The organism is Bacillus sp. 007/AIA-02/001, assembly GCF_004634455.1.
Lineage (GTDB): Bacteria > Bacillota > Bacilli > Bacillales > Bacillaceae_G > Bacillus_A > Bacillus_A cereus.
In genome coordinates this window covers 727,582-747,574 of record NZ_SEIY01000001.1, presented here as the reverse complement: position 1 = coordinate 747,574, position 19,993 = coordinate 727,582, and the positions used below count along the sequence as shown (strand labels likewise).

Below are 19,993 nucleotides of genomic sequence, written 5' to 3'. Positions count from 1 at the left end.
AAGAAAGCGTTCCCTTTCTGACCTTATTTGTAAACTTTGCATATATATATTAGTAAAACATGTAGATACTTGTTCGGATGAATTTTCTTTTCCATTCTTCCTCATACTATACCTATAACTAACGGCTACTGATCGTTACTATAGAATAACTTTCACTGTATGGGAAAGGACAAGATTCACCATTCACTTTTGTCCTATCTCTTATATCAGAGATAGAGTTTTCACTAGTAATAGGCATGTTTAAAATAAGGAAAGGAAGGAGTAATCATGCTGAAGAAGCTGAAGAAAAAGCTCAAGCGTTATTTAAACGGTCTAGTCCGTAAAAAGACAATCGCTTAAATTGTGCCCATTTCGGGCTTTTTCTTCATTCTCATTCGAAAAAACATGAAAATCGTGACTGTTTGCTTTATAATAAGTAACAGATAATGCAAAACATAGACAAGGAGAGGTTTTCCAAATGATTTTTAAAGTATTTTATCAAGAAAAATTAACTGAGGTTCCAGTACGTGAAAATACAAAAGTTTTATATTTAGAGGCTACGTCTGAAAAGGATGTTCGTACAAAGTTAAATAAGTTCGCATATAATATCGAGTTTGTTCAGTCTGTTACTGGCGCTCATCTTGAATATGAAAAAGAAAACGCTGATTTAACATTAGCGGAAATCGTATAGCGATATGAAATTTCTAAAAAACGACCAAGTTGCTGTATTTGCTCTCGGTGGGCTTGGTGAAATCGGTAAAAATACATACGCTGTTCAATTTCAAGATGAAATTATTATAATTGATGCTGGAATTAAATTTCCAGAGGACGAACTTCTCGGGATCGATTATGTAATACCAGACTACACTTATTTTGTGCGAAACGAAGATAAAATTAAAGGGTTATTCATTACACATGGTCACGAAGATCATATCGGCGGAATCCCTTACCTATTACGTCAAGTGAACATTCCGATTTACGGCGGAAAATTAGCAATTGCACTCATCAAAAACAAATTAGAAGAACACGGCTTACTTCGTAAAGCAAAACTTTACGAGATTCAAGAAGATGACGTTATTAAATTCAAAAAAACGTCTGTATCCTTCTTCCGTACAACTCACAGTATTCCAGATTCGTACGGCGTTGTTGTGAAAACACCTCAAGGTCAAGTTGTTCATACAGGTGACTTCAAATTTGACTTCACACCAGTTGGTGAACCAGCTGATTTAACAAAAATGGCTGAAATCGGTAAAGATGGCGTACTATGTCTATTATCTGATAGTACGAACAGTGAAGTTCCAAACTTTACTATGTCTGAGCGTCGCGTTGGTGATAGCATTCAAGACATTTTTCGTAAAGTAGAAGGACGGATTATATTCGCAACCTTTGCATCAAATATCCACCGCTTACAACAAGTTGTTGAAGCTGCTGTTGAAAACAACCGTAAAGTAGCTGTGTTTGGTCGAAGTATGGAAGCAGCGATTGAAATTGGACAAAACCTTGGTTATATTCGTTGCCCGAAAGATACATTCATAGATGCATCTCAACTAAACCGCTTACCAGCTAATAAAGTTGTTATTTTATGTACAGGTAGTCAAGGTGAACCGATGGCAGCACTTTCACGTATTGCAAATGGTACACACCGCCAAATTCAAATTATTCCTGGAGATACAGTTGTTTTCTCTTCTTCACCAATTCCAGGAAATACAATTAGCGTAAGTCGTACAATTAACATGTTGTACCGCGCTGGCGCTGATGTAATTCACGGGAAACTTTCAAATATCCATACAAGTGGACACGGTGGACAAGAAGAACAAAAGTTAATGTTACGTCTAATTAAACCGAAGTACTTCATGCCAATTCATGGTGAATATCGTATGCAGCGTATGCACATGAACATAGCAAATGATTGTGGCATCCCTGAAGAAAATTGCTTCATTATGGATAATGGCGATGTTCTTGCTTTACGTTCGGATGAAGCTAGCGTAGCTGGAAAAATCCCATCTGGTTCGGTCTACATTGATGGAAACGGTATTGGAGATATTGGCAATATCGTATTACGCGATCGTCGTATCCTTTCTGAAGAAGGACTTGTAATTGTAGTTGTAAGCATTGATATGAAAGAATTTAAAGTTGCAGCAGGACCTGATATCATCTCACGCGGTTTCGTTTACATGCGTGAAAGCAGCGATTTAATCAATGATGCACAAACATTAATTACAACTCATTTAGAAAAAGTAATGGAGCGTAAAACAACACAATGGTCTGAAATTAAAAATGAAATTACAGACACATTAGCCCCATTCCTATATGAGAAAACGAAACGTCGTCCAATGATTTTACCAATCATTATGGAAATATAAGAAAAAGGACAATGCCATGAAGGCATTGTCCTTTTCTTTTCTCTTATCTTAAAAAGTGTTTAAATCGATCCACTTCATCGTCATGACCAATGACAATTAATATATCTCCTGCTTGAATATTCTCCGTAGCTCGAGGGGATACGATAACTTCTTTGCCTCGTTTAATTGCTACAATATTCAATCCAAACTTCGCACGAATATCTAATTCAATTAAAGAGTGCCCATCAATTTTTTTATTCGCAATAATCTCTACAATACTATGCTCATCTGAAAGCTCAAGGTAGTCTAGCACATTGCTTGATGCAATATTATTAGCAATCCTTTTTCCCATATCACGTTCTGGATGCACAATATGATCTGCACCTATTTTACTTAACACTTTTTCATGATAATCATTTTGAGCTTTTACAGTAATATTTTTTACACCCAACTCTTTCAAAATCAAAGTCGTTAAAATACTTGAATTTAAATTATCTCCAATAGCAACGACTACGTGATCAAAATTTCGAATACCAAGGCTTTTTAATACCATCTCATCTGTTGAATCTGCAATTACAGCATGCGAAGCTATATTTGCAAATTCATTAATTTTATCCTCATCTGAATCGATTGCCATTACTTCCATACCTAATTGAGCTAGTTCTCGGCAAATACTTCCACCAAAGCGACCAAGTCCAATGACAGCAAATTCTTTTTCTTTCTCACCCACAAGAATTCCTCCAATAACTTCAAGTACTATTTATTTTCAGTGTAACACACTTTATATGCGTCACAAAAACTATGATTAGCTCTTATTTTTGTTTTTGTATATAAAAATATTGTTGCAAGTAAAAAGCGATACCAACAAGTAGCATAGCAAATACAAATATATTTCCAAAAGAACTAAATGTTTCAAAAACGAATAATAATGTTTCTTGACCAAAAAAGGCAAATAGAAGCTGTGTGAATGCAAATAACAACGCCCATATGTAATGATGTTGATGGAATAAATAATGCGTTGCACCTAAAAAAGCAATAAACGAAAAGATAAAGATCCACCAATTTTCTAAAAATAGTTGCCAATTAGAAAATTGATATCCATTTACTAATATCGCAATAAGCGCGATAACTGCCATCGTCGGCACACTCCAAAATAATGCCCGTCCTCTAAAGAAACGAGTGCCTTTAACATCTCCTTTTTCATGTGCAATATATGTTAGTACTACTGTGCTTATATACAAAACAGAAAGAATTGTTAAAACGATAATAAGCCAAAAATGTAATTGATAATATTCATGCTCTATATTTGTCACGATTGCAGCTAACATGCACGGAATTAACATTCCCGTCCAACCATCTACTTTTCTTTCATTCCAAAAGACCGTATTACCAATCCTTATTCCTAACAACATAAAAATAATGATACCCAATACAAATAACGTAGTTTTATTCCCTACTAAACTCGTTGAGAAAGCAATTAATCCAATAAATAAAAAGAGCACAAACCCATTCATAATTTCTAGTACAGGTGATAAATATCTCTTCACCCATTTGTATGTTTCGTCATATTCATTATTATCTACTAGACGATAGGCATAAAAACTTATCCCAAAATAAACCGCCGCAATAATAACATACGCATATAAGACGAAACATAAAATCGCACTGCTAATTTGCACGTAATTCCCCACCCTTTTTTCTATGTTTCACATTGATTTTACACACTTTTCATACTAAAAGTAAACATATATAAGTTAGTCAAATAATTAATAATGAGCAGTGGCTAAACCCCCTGCTCATTATTAAAACAGTACAATTAACTTTAATTCTTCCATTTGTATGTAAATGTCTAAAATCAATCTATACGAGCGTTACTTACACCTCAGAACAAAAAGTTTTTTGGAACCTTCAAGAGAGCGGAAGTTTTATTTTCTATTCCCTTTCCACTTTACATATTGGCTTAAAAATGTGATTGCCTTTTCAATCACTTCTTCGTCTGGTTTTAATTTTGCATGATGTAAACCATATTCTGAATTTACTCCAAGCCAAAACATAAATCCAGGGATTTCTCGAAGCATATAACCAAAATCTTCACCCGTCATTGCCTCAGTACATGTAATAACATTCATATCAGTTTGTTTATGTACAAATTCCATAAACTCTCTCGTTAACTCTTCATGGTTATATACTTGATGATACATTGCTCCGTAATCTATAATCGCCTCACACTGGAAAGAAGCTTCGATACCTGCAACAATTGACTCAATTCTGCTTTTCACACGCTTCATTGATTCCACTGATAATGTTCGAATCGTTCCTTCTAAACGAGATTTTTCTGCAATAATATTTTGAACCGTACCACCTGTAATTTTCCCGATTGTAATTACTGCACTATCAAGAGGATTTACATTGCGACTAATAACGGATTGAAGCTGTGTAACAAGGTGACTCGCTGCAACAATCATGTCATTTGCAGTATGCGGATAGGCAGCATGGCCACCTTTCCCTTTTAAATCAATATATAATTCTGAAGTATTGGCAAATAACAGTCCTTCTTTCGTTGCAATTGTCCCCACAGCGTATTCTGGTGCAATATGAAGACCAAGAATTATATTTGGTTTCCATTCTTTTAACTCTTCACTTTCTAACATAGGAAGAGCACCGCCTGGTCCTTCTTCTGCTGGCTGGAATAGAAATACAAGGTCATCATCTATTCTTTCGCTCACAGCTTTCGTTAGAAGGCCTAAACCGATTGTTGTATGTACATCATGGCCACATGCATGCATCATTCCTTCATGAATAGAAGCAAACTCGTATCCAGTTTCCTCTGTAATTGGTAAACCGTCTATATCTGCACGATAACCTATTATTTTTTCGGGATTTTTTCCATTTACTTTAACGATTACACCCGTTTTCCATGTCTTCACTTCCATAAATTCATGAGAAAGTGTTCCTATATAATCTAAAATATACTGTTGTGTTTTCCATTCCTTAAATCCGATTTCTGGAATTCTATGTAAATCTCTACGAATTTGGATAAATTTGCTTACTGTCATTTTTGCACCTCTATCTATAAAAAGCGTAAGAGCCCATTTACGCTCTTACGCTTTTTTTACTTTTTATTTCTCTGGGTTTAATTGACGAAGCTCTTGTTTAATTTCTGTTTTTGCTTTTGTCTTCTCATCAATTTCTTTAATTACACGTGCTGGAGTACCTGCAACAACTGTGTATGGAGGCACATCTTCTGTTACAACAGCTCCTGCTGCTACGACTGCACCTTTCCCTACTGTAACACCCTCTAAAACAACCACGTTTGCACCGATTACTACATCATCTTCAACGATAACTGGTTTTGCAGAAGGTGGCTCAATAACACCTGCAAGTACAGCACCTGCACCTACGTGACAGTTTTTACCGACTGTTGCACGTCCACCAAGTACTGCGTTCATGTCGATCATAGAACCTTCACCAATTACAGCACCAATGTTAATTGTTGCATTCATCATAATTACAGCGTTGTCACCAATTTCAACATGGTCACGAATAATAGCACCTGGCTCGATGCGAGCTTTAATACCTTTTAAATCAAGCATCGGGATTGCAGAATTACGACGATCGTTTTCTACAACGTAGTCAACGATGTGCTTATTATTCTCATCAAGAATTGTCTTAATTTCAGACCATTCTCCGAATAATACACCTGACTTTTTATTCACAAATGCTTGTACTGTTTCAGGGAATGTTACTTCTTTTAAATCCCCTTTTATGTATACCTTTACAGGAGTTTTCTTTTCACTTTTTTGAATAAACGAAATAATTTCGTTAGCGTCCATCATTTTCATTCTTGTTGCCTCCTAAATCCATTTATAATGTTACTCTACCAAACGAAAGAGCGAGTAGCAAGATAATAATCTTATTTTTCCCTTTGAATTTCTTCTATAATTTCTAAAAATGCTTGTACTTGCTTCAACTGCCTTGCCGAGTCACTTGTTAACAACCATGTTTCTCTCGTCAGTTGAACAGGTGTTTTATACATATTTTCCTGTACTTCCTTTAAAACAGTAGAAGGTAAAAGGGCATAACCTATACCATTTAAAACAAGTTGTTTACATGTTTCAATTTGGTCAACTACAATCGTTCGCTTAGGCGGATTAGAAAATAAACCATACCACCAATTTTGTATTTGTCCATAATAAGTCGAATCACTTTTAAATTGAATGAACGGCCTATTTGTTTCTTTTAACATCGAAATATCTTTTATTTCTTTATCAACTAAATACAGTTCATCTTCAAATAATTGTTGCTTCTGACCTTTATATTCTTGTGTTCCCCTCAGTATAGCAACATGAACGTCTCCTTCATAAAACTGCTTTTGCACTTCACTACTCCATCCAGTAAACAGCGATATCTTGACAGAAGGATATTTATGCACAAACTTTTTCAAAACAGGAGGGAGCCAATATTGACCAATAACTGATGCAACAGCTATTTTTAACGTTCCATGAGTTTCCGTTCTGAAAACAGCTAGCTCACTTTTTATATCTTCTTCCCTTTGCAACATTTCTTTAGCATAATTTGCAACTTTTTCCCCTTCAGGTGTAATTGTCAATCCTTTTTGTGAGCGAATAAAAAACTTCATTCCCCATTGTTTCTCCATAGATTGTAATCGTTGACTCAGCGCAGGTTGGGAAACAAATAAACGTTCCGCCGCTTTTCTCATATTTGATTCCTGAGCTAACACAACCATCATTTGAAAATCATCAATTTGCAACTTTCTCCCTCTTTCCTTAGCTTCCATACACCTTATTTCAATAAGCTTTTCATCCTTAATTTACCCGAATGCTTTCATTCAGAAAATACAATTGTCCAGCGCAAACTTTCCTTATGTTTTATGTCTTTTTAAATATAATACATACACAAGTGATATGCACGAAAAAAAAGTGACTTCTTCGTTTCTATGAAGTCACTTTTCTTACGTTATCGATTATGTTGCCTTACTTTCTTATTCAACAATTTTAAAATAGCTCGACGTGTTAAAATCCCCTCAAAATAGCCTTCTTCATTAACAGCGCAAATAAAAGGATGATCAATTGTCATTTCTAAAGCTTTTGCAAATGAATCGTCTAATTTAAGAACAGGTATATCTTCTTTCATCACCTGCTCTACTTTCATATCATCGAGTCTTTCAAACTCAATACGTTCTAATCCTAACATACCATCTAATATCATGGCAGTACTAATCAAACCATGTAGTTTATACATTGGATCTAAGACAGGTATGGCCGAATATCCAGATTTCACAAGAACGAGTAAAGCATGTTCTAAACTATTTCCAATTTGGACATGAGCTACTTTTTCCGATGAAATCATTAAATCCTTCACAAGAATTTGTTGAAATTCGTCTTTCGGAATACTAATCATATTACATCCCCCATTTTCCCTTTTTCCTGCTTATGTTCACAACTCTATTCACATTTTATGACAGCGTTTTCATATTATTATTTTGTCCTAAATTTATTTCAATAAAAATACAATCACACAGCTATTTTAGCATACAGCACAAAAAAAAGACTACCATTCCGGTAGCACTTAATACCCTTTATTTTTTAATCTGTAAAATAACCTTGTGATTTTTTTATATTGCATCACATCTGTCTGTTTCAAACCATTCTCAATATCTGTAAGTTCCACAGCTAAAATTTCACTTGCGTAATTTTGCTGAAATAAAATATCTAGTAGTAAACTTTCTTCTTCCTTCGTTAAAACAACTTCCCTTTGCATATACCCCTCTCCTTACACTCGCATCGTTACTCTTATTATATAAAAAATTCAACCTATTTAATAGATGTAATATTCAGTTTTTATTAAAAGATATGTAGCAATCGTATACATACAAAAAAAATCATTTCGTATATCGATTTGCATAGCTAAACGCCGCATAAGCATCTGGCTTAATTTTTGCAGTTAATCCCATCGCTCGAATTTTTTCTGTCATATCTAAAATAAATTCTTTTGTTAAACCATCATTCCCAATGTCTAAATGAATTTCCATTATGAATCCAGCCCCATCTTGAGCATAAGGATGCAATAACTCCCATATTGTTTGTATATGAGTAGGCGTAAATAGACATGCGATTTCTTGACTAAACTGCGTTTCTAAATATATTTTCTCACGTAAGGTTGCCGGCTTATCTTTTACTGATCTATGGTGTAAACAGCCCCAGGCACCTTTTCCAACACGATGAATATGGATTGCTGTAATAAACCTCGTATCCTTTTGATGCGCTTGTGAGTCTGTCCCAATGGATAATCGATATAAATTTCGCGGATCCTTTTCAATGAAACTACAAATACGGTTAAAGACCATATCAAAATTTAAATGTCTCTCTGAAACATTGTAAAATTTATGTGCACCGTCCACAGAGTCACGTCCTTTCAATTAGACAGACTTTTCGTATTCTCATTGTATGGGACAAAAACTAAAATTATAACTTCCTATCCTTTATTCGTTTCAATATTTCGAATTACAAAGTGACAAACTTGGCACGTATAAATTACATTTTGATTAGATTGAGCCGTTAATACATGAATAATCTCAGCAGAACTTTGACAATTAGGACAAATCACAACTGGTAAACGTTCCATACGATAACCTCCTAGTTATATTTCTCCCGCTATTTGCAGAACCCAGCGATTGTGAGAAGTTTAGCTTCACATATTCACCCGGTTGACGGGACTCATTTTCCACATGGATAAGCAAACTTGCACGGATTAAAATTTCATTTTAATACCATTGTAGGAAAAATAAAAAACTTCTATACATTCCACTAGAAAGTAATAGAACTAAAAAAGGTACTGCCACATGGCAGTACCTTTTTTATATGTATCAAGAAATGATATCGTAAATCTCAATTGCAACCATGTCGATATTATCGAATTGATACACTTGAGGTTTTTCACCTTGTTGATACACTTCTAACTCATACATTTCACTTTTATCGAAAAATTTCACGCTACATTTGCGCTCACCGTTCACTTCAAAATAGCGTTGTGCTACTTCACCGCTTTCAGCTTGTTCTTGTAGACTAACAAGTCGAGTTAAAATTCCTTGGAGTAGAGACATGAAATCTCTCCTTTCTCTGATCTTCCTACCAATAGGTTTTACAGCTATACTCATTCTATCCGTCATAACAGAAAAAATGTTCCACACTCTAGGATAAAGGTTATTGGCCAGAAACTCAACTAAAAATTTGTCGAAATGCGAAGGAAAAAACAGAAAGAACATATTTCCCCTTCTTTATTGCGGTTTTTATACTGGAAGAATATAATAAAAAACAGAAAAAAGGAGGAATAACAATGAAAAAAATTGAGGTTTATACACAACCCGATTGTCCGCCCTGTGTTATTGTGAAAGAATTTTTGAAGCATAATAACGTTGCATATGAAGAATTTGACGTAAAAAAAGACGCTGCTGCTCGCAATCGTCTTTTATACGACTATGATTCTTATTCAACTCCAACAGTCGTAATTGATGGCGAAGTAGTTGCAGGGTTTCAAATTGAAAAGTTACAACAACTACTCAATATAGAATAGGAATAGGTAAATACCTATTCCTATTCTTATCCCGCTATTTGTGGGTAGTAAAACTCCTACCCCAAATTTAGCTACAGCAAAGAAGTTAGATGGAAGAGTAATCCCTCCCACTGATTAAAAGTTTCACTTTATAATTGTTGCAACCTTTTTATTTCAGTTAAAAGTTCCTGACTTTCATGATATCCTGCTAGCTTCCATTTATCTTGATCCCTTTTCAATGTTACAATTTGATACTGTCCACTTTTTGTCCGCTCATATACATATAAATTTTTATGTTCTTCATCATACGACATTTTCGTTTCTGAATTAAAAGAAAACGGTGCTTCTTTTGCCGGAAGTAAATATTCACCACTTTGTTTATCACTTCTGCTATTTTCATCTGTAAATACTTGAAGGAAATTATCTGTAAAATACGGTGATAACGTCTCTATCATCTTATTCATCGGCAAATGCTTCCCACGAATTGAAAACTGGGTTTCATAGCCTTTTTGTATCGTTGTAAATACTTCTTTCCGATCGACTTCCACTTCCTCTTTTCCTAAAACAGTCGTAACACTATAACCAACTAGAAAGGCAACACATACAAATAGAACAAGCCATATTCCATATTTCCTCATTTTTTCACCTTCCTTTTAAAAGAACTTGTCTTTGTAGTATTCATTGTAACAATGATTATGCAAAGACAGGACAGATTTCGTTCGTAAAATCTTTACAACGATAGACAGCATTTTCATCACCATTTTCACTATTACCAATTTATGATAAAAACAAACAAAAAATGCACGAATCTCTTCGTGCATTAAAATAAAACATCTTCTTCATATAAATATTCATAAGATAAATCTATAAATAAAAAGTTGTCATCATCAATCGGGAAAGAAAATGTTCGTACCATTTCTCCCGTTTCAATATCTGCATATAAATCTGAAAGCCTCGCCTTATTCTCAAAACGCATTTTCATGATATTCTCGAGAAAATACGGGCGCCAACTCCAGTTCTTCATATAATAATCCGGCATCACAATCCATTCTCCATCTTTTTTCATAACATTTCCTGATTGTTGGAAACCATCTTCATTACAAATAAATATACGAAAACTACACTGTGATACACTTTGACTAAATTGTAATAACCAATCATTTATATCTTCATTCTTTTTTTGTTTTGATAAAACATCGCCAATGCGATCGCGTAACATCTCTGTTAAATTATAAATTTTTTGTAACTTCTTCTTTTCATGCTGAATAAACTGATGACATTCATTACCTAGTCGCTCTTTCAAAACATTCGTTTCAATAAAATCAGGTAAACATTCTTTCAAATAATTACCTTGATAATATCTTCCGCCGTTCTTCCAAGCATATTGCAGTTGATAAAAAGCATCTATTTCTTCATATAACAAAGTTGCACCAATTCTTCTAGCAAGTAATGATAAAGAATATAAAATATCTTGATAAGATTGTAAAAGTGCTGTTTGCCTTAAGTTCGTTAAATCTACTTTTAAAATATCAGGTGCTAACACGCTAATACGCTCTAAATTACTTGTGCCCGTTCCGACTTTATTAATCGAAATTTGAATACCATATGTACGATAATACATAAGCAAATGATTAAATTGCTCTATATCTTCTTTACATTCATGTTCTGTAATCTCTAAAACAATTTGTTTTAAATTTAAACCTTGTTCTTCATACCTCAATAAAAGTTGAAGCAAGCTTTCATCATCATCATTCATTAATACATTAGCATTCCGATGTATAAATAATAATAATTTTTGATCGCTTTCTAAATAACGATTTAAAGCTTTTTCTACTATAATATTATCCGCTTCCAGTTGAAATTCACTTGGAATCGAATCATCGTGAAAGAAAGAAGCTAAACTTTGTATGCCCTCTTCTGTTTGAATACGTCCTACTACTTCGTATCCAATTACAGTATGCTCATCAGCACTAAAAATAGCTTGATAATAAGGAAGGACTTTATCCAAGTTACTCATTACATCTAATGCATCTATCAACGTGCTTCCCTCCCTTTACTTTTCAAAAATTATAACATGATATTTACGGAAAAATAATAAAAAATCCCTTCAGTTTTCCTGAAGGGATTAGAGGGGTAAAATGCTAAGGGGAATTAGCAATTCTACTATGAAGAAAAAAGAGGTCTTAAATATAACGTATATATGACCTCTTGTAAACACTTTTCTTTCATATGTCACAATTCCGTCACATTTAGCCATAAAAAAATGAATCAAATATTCATTTTTTTATCCCTTTTAAAATGGATATTGATGTAAATGTTGTCCTCCATCCATTGTCATGCAAGTTCCATTTATGTACGCAGCTTCATCTGAACATAAATAATAAGCTAGACCAGCGATTTCTTCTGGCGTACCCAGCCTTCCAAGCGGAACACTTTGTATCGTACGTTTAGCCATTTCTTCTGAAATCCATAATTTATCAGCACCGCCCGTACGTTCAATTGGTCCTGGCGCGATAGCGTTAACTCGTATTCCATATTTACGTCCCCACTCAACAGCGAGCGTCTTCGTCATCGCTAATACTCCTGCCTTCGCTGCAGCCGAATGAATAACTCCTGGACCAGCATCCCATGCATATGTTGCTACCATGTTAATGATATTCCCTTTTATACCTTTTTCAATCCAATATTTTCCGACAGCATGACTACAGTAAAACGTACCGTTTAATACAATATTAATGACTGAATTCCAGCCATTCACAGATAAATCTTCTGCTGGACAAATAAAGTTTCCAGCTGCATTATTTATTAAAACATCAATTCTACCAAACTTCTCATCAATCTGTTCAATCATTTTCTGAATGTCATCCGTATTTCTTACATCCATTTGTACAGGTAATACTTGCCCTGGAAATTGTTCAATTTCCAACTTTGTTTCCTCTAGTTTTTCCTTTGTACGTCCTGTAATAACAACTCGTGCCCCTTCTTTTGCAAAACGAGTCGCCATTCCTTTTCCCATTCCACTCGATCCACCTGTTATAATAACTACCTTTTCTTTCACATACATCCCCTCCAAAAAATGAATACACATTCATTTTATCACTTTATTTAATAGAAATCTTTATATTTTTAAACTTTTCTGATATTTTAGCGTAAAGAACTTTCTTTTTATTCATTTTTTTTCGTAATCTATACTACTTTTTATTATGTAAAGTATATTTTAAATAAACTGAAAGGAGATTTGAGTAGCCTATAAATGGAATGAAAACATTGAGGTATACTCATATTTTTATGAAGCACATTACAAGAAGAAATTTTTTAAAAATTGGTATGCGTACTTGTCTCTATTCATTTATAACCAGTAGCATCGGATACTACTATGCTAAATATATAGAGCCCCATTTCATTTCTTTTACACAGCACACATTAAAATCACAACTCATCCCAAAAAGTTTTCATGGTATGAAAATTCTTCAATTCAGCGATTTACATCTCGGATACTATTTCTCGCTTCAACATTTATCTAAAGTTGTTTCTAAAATTAATGCTGTAAATCCAGATATTGTCCTTTTTACCGGAGATCTCATTGATAATTATCAAACGTATACTGACACTCCTTTCGTTGCATCCATTTTAAAAAATATACAAGCCCCCTTTGGTAAATTCGCTATTTATGGTAACCATGATCACGGTGGATATGGAACTGAATACTATGAGCACATCATGCGTGAATCAGGATTTGAGCTATTGCTCAATAGTGAAAAAAGAATTCATCTAATGGATAATAGTGAAATTTCTATTTTCGGTCTCGATGATATACTATTAGGCAAACCAAAAATAGAGAAAACATTAGAGCATGCACGGCAAAGTACTTATAACATTGTTCTTGTTCACGAACCAGATATCGCGCCCAAAGTTTCTAAATATCCAATCAACTTGCAACTTTCTGGTCATAGTCACGGCGGACAAGTACAAATTCCTTTTTTAGGAGCTATTATTACACCTTCACTCGCCAAAGACTATATTGAAGGCTTCTATACAATTCAGGATTTAACTCTCTATGTCAATCGAGGCCTGGGAAGAACACGTGTCCCATTTCGCTTTATGTCAAAACCTGAAATCACAATTTTCACACTCCAACATTCGTAATAATTCGCCTATTTTCTTACATATCCTTTCTTGTACGCGCTCATCCACGTTTTGTTTACCATATGATAAAAGTGAGTCCAATAAAGGAGGTATGTTCATGTATCCATATTATCAACCAATTCCAGTCCGTTCAGCACCTATTGGTCCAGTAGGCGACTCACGCTTCTTCCCGTTTTTTGGCGTTCCCTTTCTAGCTGGAATTGCTGGTGGATTGCTCGGCGGAGCATTAGCTTTCGGCCCTCGACCATTTTATCCACCTTATCCACCACCTTTCCCGCCGCCAGCACCTTATCCTTGTTACGGTGGACCATGTCAGCAACCATACTATTACTAAGTTAAAATAACGATTCTTTCAAATATTATTCTCTCAACGAGCCATCTCATTACACGCTTATAATAAAACTATTGTTTCTACTCATCCTTCCATTTTTGGAGCATATGAGTAGAAAAAAGTAAAAACCTCTTATTGACATAAGAGGTTTTTACTTTTTTCATTATTCAGCGTCTGTATTTTGATATGCCATCTTAAACAACTTCACTTGGCTATCAATTTCTTCTGTACTACTATTAATAACATAATAGTAATCACCATCTTTATTTTGTTCACGTGTTTTCACATTATCAGCTAATGTAAGCTGTAAAATCGCCTTAATTCGTGCCTTCATTTCAATATCTAATATCGGGAAAGATATTTCCACTCGCTTCTCCATATTTCGCGTCATCAAATCAGCTGAAGATAAATATATTTTCTCCTCCCCATTATGATGGAAATAATAAATACGGCTATGCTCTAAGTATCTTCCAACAACACTAACTACACGAATATTTTCACTTACATTTGGAATGCCAGGTCTTAAACAACATGTCCCTCGAACAATGAGCTCTACCTTTACTCCAGCTTGTGATGCTTCGTACATTTTTTTAATTAATGGTTTATCTGTTAATGAATTCATCTTAGCGATAATATATCCATTTCCATATTGCCTATGATAACGGATTTCTTCATCTATTAAATCTATAAATTGCTCTCTTATATCAAATGGAGCAACCGATAAATGATGAAAATGTGGCTTTGTTGTATAACCACTTAAATAATTAAAGAAATTGGTTGCATCAACCCCAAAGTCTTTTCTTGATGTAATATATCCAAAATCAGTATATAACTTCGCTGTTGCATCATTATAGTTTCCAGTTCCGAGATGTACGAACCTTTCGATTTTTCCGTTTTTTCTTCTTACAACTAATGTAATTTTACTATGTGTTTTCAAGTGACTTACACCGTAAATAACATGACAGCCTGCCTGTTCCAATTCTTTAGCCCAATGAACATTGTTTTCTTCATCAAATCTTGCCTTTAATTCAACTAATACTGTCACTTGTTTTCCCTTTTCAGCCGCTATCTTTAACGCCTGAATAATCGGTGAATCACCACTTACACGATATAACGTTTGTTTAATCGCAAGTACATTCGGATCGTCCGCCGCATCACGGACAAAATCAACTACCGGCTGAAATGATTCAAAAGGATGATGTAATAAAATATCATGCTCAATTGCTTTTTCAAATACATCTTCTTCATCACCTAAATCTTGAGGTGGTTGCGGAATAAGAGCCGGATATACAAGATGTTCATATAAAGGAGCTAGTTTTTTATATAAAGAAAACAAACATGTTAAATCTAATGGACCATCCATTATATATACATCTTCATCTTTTACTTCCAGAACCTCATATAATAACGCTAGTACTCTTTCATCAATGTGTTCTTTCCCAACTTCTAAACGAACAGCAGCCCCCCACTTACGCTTTTTTAATTCTTTTTCAATTACCTTTAATAAATCTCTCGCACCTTCTTCATGAATCGTTAAATCTGCATTGCGTGTAATACGGAAACGAGTAACAGATGATACTGTATATCCCGTAAATAATTTATGAGTAAAGCTACTAATTACGTCTTCTAATAAAATAAATTTATGCTTTTGCCCTTCGCTCGGTAAAATTATGAAGCGCTCAAGTAATGAAGGAACTTGCACAATTCCTAACTTCGTCCTGTTTTCCTCTTCCGCTTGCTTCTCATCATATAAAAGAGTAGCCAAATTCAAACTTTTGTTTAATAACATTGGAAATGGGCGATATGCATCAATAGCTACAGGAGTTAACACCGGAAAAATTTGCTCATCAAAATACTCTTCTATAAATTCTCGCTGCTCTTTCGTCAAATCATTGAATGTTAAACGTTCAATTCCCTCTAACTCAAGCGCTGGTAATACATAATTTTTAAATGTATCATATTGTACTGTCATTAGTGCATGGGCTTTTATCGCAATTTTATTTAATTGCTTTTTTGGTGTTAAGCCAGCTTTATTTTCTGGCTGATTAAATCCAGCACTCACTTGATCCTTTAATCCCGCTACACGTACCATAAAAAATTCATCTAAATTCGAACTAAAAATACTAATAAATTTCAATCTTTCCAAAAGTGGATTATTTGCATCTTGCGCTTCTTGTAAGACACGTTCATTAAATGCTAACCAACTTAACTCTCGATTATTGTAATAAGCTGTATCATTTAAATTTACTGCATTCCCCTTCAATAATTCCATTCTCTTCACACTTCCCCTTGAAACTTTTTCACTATAATTTAGTTACTTTTATTTTAGCAAATTACAATATTATAAAGTGTAAATTTTTTGTAAAGACATCCGTACAACCTAATGTTTTAGTTCGAATAACAAGTTAATATTCGTTTTTAACACTCTTTCTAACTGTTTTTTTTGTTTTTCAGCCTGCACTTTTTCCGCTAATGCCGATTGTTCACATAAAGCTTTAAATGTTAATCCTTCTTCGTTTTCTGTTATAGATATGGTATCAATAAGCGATCGTTGCCTTACATTTAAAGTAGCTGAAAATTGTAAAACAGCTCCTAACAGGCGGATTTTTTTTTGTTCGCTTTTATCAAACCAACCTTCAAATGGAGATAAATGTTGTTTAAATAACATTTTTGATTTATACGATGCAATAAGCGCTAGCCTTACTCGATCTTTATGCATCATGCCATCAATTGTCTTATTCGCTAATAAATAAAACGTATGTAAACGACTTGCTTCTTCGTCTATATATTTGCCTATATTAAATACTTTCGCTGCTTGATGGAACACTTCCCAGTCTTTTACTGACATAGAAATAAGCCCTATTTCCTCAAGTTGTTTGCAAATTAGTCTTCCATGTTTAATAAGCTGAATAACAAATTCCATGTCCATTTCGTATTCATGTGATAGTAAATGCAGACTTTCTTCAACTACGTTCGGATAATATGAAATCCCCAAATCTTTTGTCAACTCTTCATAGAAAACACCTTCTCTTAACCCTTTTCTACTTAATACAAATGCCGGTGCCTCTATAACATTAACAAGTGTATGAAATACTTCAACCGCTGGAATAATCGTATCTGCTCGATCTTTTGCCAATCCTTCCAATTTCTGAAGTTCTATGTACGACAATTTTTCCAATTCATCTTTTACACTTTCAATATCTTCTTCTTTCATCTTGTATAAATGTAATCCTGCTATAGGATAGCATATTAAATTTTGATGGATTTTCACTAAGTTCCTAGCACTACCACCAATTGCAATAAGAGGCAATTTCTTATTGATTAACCATGGTAACGTTCGAAATTGAAACTCTAAATACTGTTGCATTCCCTCTAACTCATCTTTAGTAGGAATATCCCCTTTAATAAATTGTTGCTTTAAAGAAAGTGCCCCAAATGGAAAACTATGGTACTCTAAAATCTCTCTATTTCTAAAGTATGTAACTTCTGTACTTCCCCCGCCGATATCTACCGTTATTCCTTCTGAAAACGATGTAGAATTCATAACCGCCAAGTATCCGTAACGCGCTTCCTCATACTCTGATAATACTCTAAGAGTAAAGTCCGTTTGTCCTTCAACAAGCTTTTTAATTTCCTCTTGATTCTCCGACTGTCTAATTGTTGCTGTTGCAACACAAAGTACATGATGCAACTGATGGAATCTTGTACTTTCTTGAAATTGAAATAATGTCTGTAATAATACTTCTATTCCCTCTTCATTCAACACACCATCAATTAAGTAATTCCTTAACCTAGCAACAACTTTCGTATTTTCAATCTCTTTATAAAAACCTCCATTTTGCTTTTCATAAATAACTAAACGCATTGTATTAGATCCAATATCTATAATGGCATACTGTTGTTTTAATATTTCTTTCAAACTTCTCACTCTTTCATTATCAAATTTCAAAAACATATTCTATTACTATTATACAAAATAGTTGTTTTTTGTAACAATATTGCTTTAATATTGAAAATATATACAATCACTTTTTGCGTATAATAAATACCTATTTTATTTATGGTATAATAATGAAAAATTGAAAGGAGATTCAATATGAAACCTTCACAACCACAATCTCAATTACAAAACCAACATTCTATTAATCGACTAGCTCAATCTATTTTCGTTGTGAATCGTCATGCTAAAGCAGCTACTAATCCTAAATATTTATACTGGTTAAAAAAGACAGCTTTAGAACGTTTGATTGCTGAAAAAAAAGCAATTAAAGAAGGATTACATTTTTCTAGAAACCCACGTTTCAGCCAACAACAATCTGATGTCCTTATACGTTTAGGCGATTATTTTTTCCACATCCCTCCTACGAAAGAAGATTTTCGAATTCTACCGCATCTTGGTCATCTTGAATCCTCCTATCGAAATCCGAAAACAACCTTATCTTTAACAGTGGCAAAAAAAACAATTCAAGATTATATTGGTCCTGAAGCATTAAAACAAGAAAAAAAATTAAGTGAACCTGTTCCATGGTATAGTCGTACTTATACAAAAAAATAAAACAGTTTGGCCAAGTGTAGGCCAAACTGTTTTATTTTTTCTCTTCTTTAATTTTAATATTTGCTTGTTTATAAAAAGCTACTTTTTCTGTATTATAAGACTTTGTGAATTCATTAAATTTATCTTTTTCTGACTCAATATCCTTATAAGATTGATTTACTACTTTTACTTTTTCACTAATATCTTTTAATTTAGTACCTTTATCTTGTAACATTGTATATAACTCTTTTTCTTGTTTTAAAGATTTGTCATAGCTGTCATACATTTTATTAAATGAATCGTGTCGTTTCTCATACGTGCTTTTCACTTTATCAGCTTGATCTTTCAATTTCTTATCTTCAATTTTCTTCACATACTTATCAGCTGACTTCACTTCTTCTTGCGCTTTATTTAAAACTTCTTTTTCTTTTGCAAGCACTTTTTCTCGTTCAGTTGTATTTTTCACTGCTTGATTCAGTTTTTCTTTAACAGTTTGATTATTATCTTTTCCTTCTTGAACAATCTGGTTATATAATTCTTGTCCTTCTTTCTCTAAAGTCTCAAGTTTTTTTGCATCTTCAAACATTGTTTTTTCTTGTTTAGCAGCGTTTTCAAACGCTACATATAATTCTTCTTCTGGTTTCGGACCGAAACAACCGGCTAATAAAATCATTGATAATGCAGTTACAATTGCTAATTTACTATATTTCAACATCTCTTCCTCCTACTTATAAACGACCATCGTGTAATATAAAAAAGTTATAAAATATGTAATTGTTCTATACACTCGCATCTTTTTTACGAAGATCATTAATATTGTTTGTACAAATTATTACTTGATATTACATTATTCTTTTTGAATTATTTAGCAATTCCATATCCATCTTTAAGTATACTACTTCGTGTTTTTTAAGGCCTGTTTACACTATGTATTACTTTAATGTCCACGGAATTTCACCTCAGTCTTAATAAGACTATAATAGTTCACCTGATAAAAGGTGATCGCTCCGCTCTCACGTCTATCATTCCCTTTCCAGCTTTCTATCAATTAATCTCTTTGTTCATTTTACACAGTACAATCGATATCTC

General features: G+C 33.8%; 22 protein-coding genes. 6 read left to right on the top strand and 16 right to left on the bottom strand.

Going from position 1 to position 19,993, the window contains the following annotated elements:
- Positions 1-457: 457 nt before the first annotated feature.
- Complete coding sequence (locus ES895_RS04085) at positions 458-670, top strand: DNA-dependent RNA polymerase subunit epsilon (protein WP_000576435.1); 213 nt, start codon at positions 458-460, stop codon at positions 668-670.
- A 4-nt stretch (positions 671-674) separates the two neighbouring features.
- Positions 675-2,342 (top strand): ribonuclease J1, encoded by a 1,668-nt coding sequence (rnjA, locus tag ES895_RS04080; protein ID WP_000670377.1) that lies wholly within the window; start codon positions 675-677, stop codon positions 2,340-2,342.
- A gap of 43 nt (positions 2,343-2,385) precedes the next feature.
- Here the strand turns inward: rnjA and ES895_RS04075 are convergent, their stop codons facing one another.
- The 10 genes from ES895_RS04075 to ES895_RS04035 all read right to left on the bottom strand — a co-directional run bounded on the left by ES895_RS04075 (position 2,386) and on the right by ES895_RS04035 (position 9,444).
- Positions 2,386-3,051 carry a potassium channel family protein gene (locus ES895_RS04075; protein ID WP_000504032.1) on the bottom strand — a complete coding sequence of 222 codons (666 nt, stop codon included), beginning with the start codon at positions 3,049-3,051 and terminating at the stop codon, positions 2,386-2,388.
- An 82-nt stretch (positions 3,052-3,133) separates the two neighbouring features.
- Complete coding sequence (locus tag ES895_RS04070; protein WP_001167321.1) at positions 3,134-4,000, bottom strand: cytochrome c oxidase assembly protein; 867 nt, start codon at positions 3,998-4,000, stop codon at positions 3,134-3,136.
- Between the two features lie 246 nt (positions 4,001-4,246).
- A complete protein-coding gene (locus ES895_RS04065; RefSeq protein WP_000218662.1) occupies positions 4,247-5,377 on the bottom strand; it encodes an N-acetyldiaminopimelate deacetylase in 1,131 nt (376 codons plus the stop codon).
- A gap of 63 nt (positions 5,378-5,440) precedes the next feature.
- Complete coding sequence (gene dapD / locus ES895_RS04060) at positions 5,441-6,163, bottom strand: 2,3,4,5-tetrahydropyridine-2,6-dicarboxylate N-acetyltransferase (RefSeq protein WP_000783241.1); 723 nt, start codon at positions 6,161-6,163, stop codon at positions 5,441-5,443.
- Positions 6,164-6,234: 71 nt separating this feature from the next.
- Positions 6,235-7,119 (bottom strand): LysR family transcriptional regulator, encoded by an 885-nt coding sequence (locus tag ES895_RS04055; protein ID WP_001987174.1) that lies wholly within the window; start codon positions 7,117-7,119, stop codon positions 6,235-6,237.
- Positions 7,120-7,298: 179 nt separating this feature from the next.
- A complete protein-coding gene (cbpB, locus tag ES895_RS04050; protein ID WP_000623579.1) occupies positions 7,299-7,742 on the bottom strand; it encodes a cyclic-di-AMP-binding protein CbpB in 444 nt (147 codons plus the stop codon).
- 168 nt (positions 7,743-7,910) lie between these two features.
- Entirely contained in the window at positions 7,911-8,102 is a 192-nt protein-coding gene (gene abbA, locus ES895_RS04045) for an antirepressor AbbA (RefSeq protein WP_001188692.1), read from the bottom strand.
- A 121-nt stretch (positions 8,103-8,223) separates the two neighbouring features.
- The gene (locus tag ES895_RS04040; protein WP_000348489.1) at positions 8,224-8,742 is read right to left on the bottom strand and encodes a ribonuclease H-like YkuK family protein; all 519 of its coding nucleotides are present in this window, start codon (positions 8,740-8,742) and stop codon (positions 8,224-8,226) included.
- Between the two features lie 74 nt (positions 8,743-8,816).
- Positions 8,817-8,966 (bottom strand): hypothetical protein, encoded by a 150-nt coding sequence (locus tag ES895_RS29155; RefSeq protein WP_000440540.1) that lies wholly within the window; start codon positions 8,964-8,966, stop codon positions 8,817-8,819.
- Positions 8,967-9,207: 241 nt separating this feature from the next.
- Positions 9,208-9,444, bottom strand: a complete 237-nt coding sequence (locus ES895_RS04035; protein WP_000055151.1) for a YkuJ family protein — start codon at positions 9,442-9,444, stop codon at positions 9,208-9,210.
- Positions 9,445-9,677: 233 nt separating this feature from the next.
- Here ES895_RS04035 and ES895_RS04030 point away from each other — a divergent pair, with 233 nt between their 5' ends.
- Positions 9,678-9,914, top strand: a complete 237-nt coding sequence (locus tag ES895_RS04030; RefSeq protein ID WP_000717875.1) for a glutaredoxin family protein — start codon at positions 9,678-9,680, stop codon at positions 9,912-9,914.
- A gap of 128 nt (positions 9,915-10,042) precedes the next feature.
- Here ES895_RS04030 and ES895_RS04025 read toward each other — a convergent pair whose 3' ends face one another.
- From ES895_RS04025 to fadH, 3 genes are all read right to left on the bottom strand, one after another.
- Complete coding sequence (locus tag ES895_RS04025) at positions 10,043-10,531, bottom strand: DUF3993 domain-containing protein (RefSeq protein ID WP_001233804.1); 489 nt, start codon at positions 10,529-10,531, stop codon at positions 10,043-10,045.
- 182 nt (positions 10,532-10,713) lie between these two features.
- A complete protein-coding gene (locus ES895_RS04020; RefSeq protein ID WP_000564306.1) occupies positions 10,714-11,931 on the bottom strand; it encodes an EAL domain-containing protein in 1,218 nt (405 codons plus the stop codon).
- Between the two features lie 255 nt (positions 11,932-12,186).
- Positions 12,187-12,951 carry a 2,4-dienoyl-CoA reductase gene (fadH, locus tag ES895_RS04015; protein WP_000660913.1) on the bottom strand — a complete coding sequence of 255 codons (765 nt, stop codon included), beginning with the start codon at positions 12,949-12,951 and terminating at the stop codon, positions 12,187-12,189.
- 230 nt (positions 12,952-13,181) lie between these two features.
- Here fadH and ES895_RS04010 point away from each other — a divergent pair, with 230 nt between their 5' ends.
- Positions 13,182-14,039, top strand: coding sequence for a metallophosphoesterase (locus ES895_RS04010; RefSeq protein WP_033667426.1), 858 nt, complete (start codon positions 13,182-13,184; stop codon positions 14,037-14,039).
- A 97-nt stretch (positions 14,040-14,136) separates the two neighbouring features.
- Positions 14,137-14,373, top strand: a complete 237-nt coding sequence (locus tag ES895_RS04005) for a hypothetical protein (RefSeq protein ID WP_000283738.1) — start codon at positions 14,137-14,139, stop codon at positions 14,371-14,373.
- A gap of 160 nt (positions 14,374-14,533) precedes the next feature.
- Here ES895_RS04005 and ES895_RS04000 read toward each other — a convergent pair whose 3' ends face one another.
- Positions 14,534-16,642 carry a polyphosphate kinase gene (locus ES895_RS04000; protein ID WP_000421677.1) on the bottom strand — a complete coding sequence of 703 codons (2,109 nt, stop codon included), beginning with the start codon at positions 16,640-16,642 and terminating at the stop codon, positions 14,534-14,536.
- A 108-nt stretch (positions 16,643-16,750) separates the two neighbouring features.
- Positions 16,751-18,325, bottom strand: a complete 1,575-nt coding sequence (locus tag ES895_RS03995; protein ID WP_050552234.1) for a Ppx/GppA family phosphatase — start codon at positions 18,323-18,325, stop codon at positions 16,751-16,753.
- A 141-nt stretch (positions 18,326-18,466) separates the two neighbouring features.
- Here ES895_RS03995 and ES895_RS03990 point away from each other — a divergent pair, with 141 nt between their 5' ends.
- A complete protein-coding gene (locus ES895_RS03990) occupies positions 18,467-18,925 on the top strand; it encodes a YkyB family protein (RefSeq protein WP_000804862.1) in 459 nt (152 codons plus the stop codon).
- A gap of 31 nt (positions 18,926-18,956) precedes the next feature.
- On the opposite strand, the gene ES895_RS03985 is transcribed toward ES895_RS03990, so the two are convergent.
- Positions 18,957-19,619: a YkyA family protein gene (locus tag ES895_RS03985; protein ID WP_000922482.1), complete on the bottom strand. Its 663-nt coding sequence runs from the start codon at positions 19,617-19,619 to the stop codon at positions 18,957-18,959.
- Between the last annotated feature and the right edge of the window lie 374 nt (positions 19,620-19,993).

What these genes read in the sequence shown, in the direction of transcription:
- ES895_RS04005 (WP_000283738.1), top strand. Translation starts at nt 14,137, where the DNA reads ATGTATCCATATTATCAACCAATTCCAGTCCGTTCAGCACCTATTGGT.
- ES895_RS03995 (WP_050552234.1), bottom strand. Translation starts at nt 18,325, where the DNA reads ATGTTTTTGAAATTTGATAATGAAAGAGTGAGAAGTTTGAAAGAAATA.
- rnjA (WP_000670377.1), top strand. Translation starts at nt 675, where the DNA reads ATGAAATTTCTAAAAAACGACCAAGTTGCTGTATTTGCTCTCGGTGGG.
- ES895_RS04010 (WP_033667426.1), top strand. Translation starts at nt 13,182, where the DNA reads ATGAAGCACATTACAAGAAGAAATTTTTTAAAAATTGGTATGCGTACT.
- ES895_RS04035 (WP_000055151.1), bottom strand. Translation starts at nt 9,444, where the DNA reads ATGTCTCTACTCCAAGGAATTTTAACTCGACTTGTTAGTCTACAAGAA.
- cbpB (WP_000623579.1), bottom strand. Translation starts at nt 7,742, where the DNA reads ATGATTAGTATTCCGAAAGACGAATTTCAACAAATTCTTGTGAAGGAT.
- ES895_RS04030 (WP_000717875.1), top strand. Translation starts at nt 9,678, where the DNA reads ATGAAAAAAATTGAGGTTTATACACAACCCGATTGTCCGCCCTGTGTT.
- ES895_RS04025 (WP_001233804.1), bottom strand. Translation starts at nt 10,531, where the DNA reads ATGAGGAAATATGGAATATGGCTTGTTCTATTTGTATGTGTTGCCTTT.
- ES895_RS03990 (WP_000804862.1), top strand. Translation starts at nt 18,467, where the DNA reads ATGAAACCTTCACAACCACAATCTCAATTACAAAACCAACATTCTATT.
- ES895_RS04000 (WP_000421677.1), bottom strand. Translation starts at nt 16,642, where the DNA reads ATGGAATTATTGAAGGGGAATGCAGTAAATTTAAATGATACAGCTTAT.
- ES895_RS04055 (WP_001987174.1), bottom strand. Translation starts at nt 7,119, where the DNA reads ATGGAAGCTAAGGAAAGAGGGAGAAAGTTGCAAATTGATGATTTTCAA.
- abbA (WP_001188692.1), bottom strand. Translation starts at nt 8,102, where the DNA reads ATGCAAAGGGAAGTTGTTTTAACGAAGGAAGAAGAAAGTTTACTACTA.
- ES895_RS03985 (WP_000922482.1), bottom strand. Translation starts at nt 19,619, where the DNA reads ATGTTGAAATATAGTAAATTAGCAATTGTAACTGCATTATCAATGATT.
- ES895_RS04065 (WP_000218662.1), bottom strand. Translation starts at nt 5,377, where the DNA reads ATGACAGTAAGCAAATTTATCCAAATTCGTAGAGATTTACATAGAATT.
- ES895_RS29155 (WP_000440540.1), bottom strand. Translation starts at nt 8,966, where the DNA reads ATGGAACGTTTACCAGTTGTGATTTGTCCTAATTGTCAAAGTTCTGCT.
- ES895_RS04085 (WP_000576435.1), top strand. Translation starts at nt 458, where the DNA reads ATGATTTTTAAAGTATTTTATCAAGAAAAATTAACTGAGGTTCCAGTA.
- dapD (WP_000783241.1), bottom strand. Translation starts at nt 6,163, where the DNA reads ATGAAAATGATGGACGCTAACGAAATTATTTCGTTTATTCAAAAAAGT.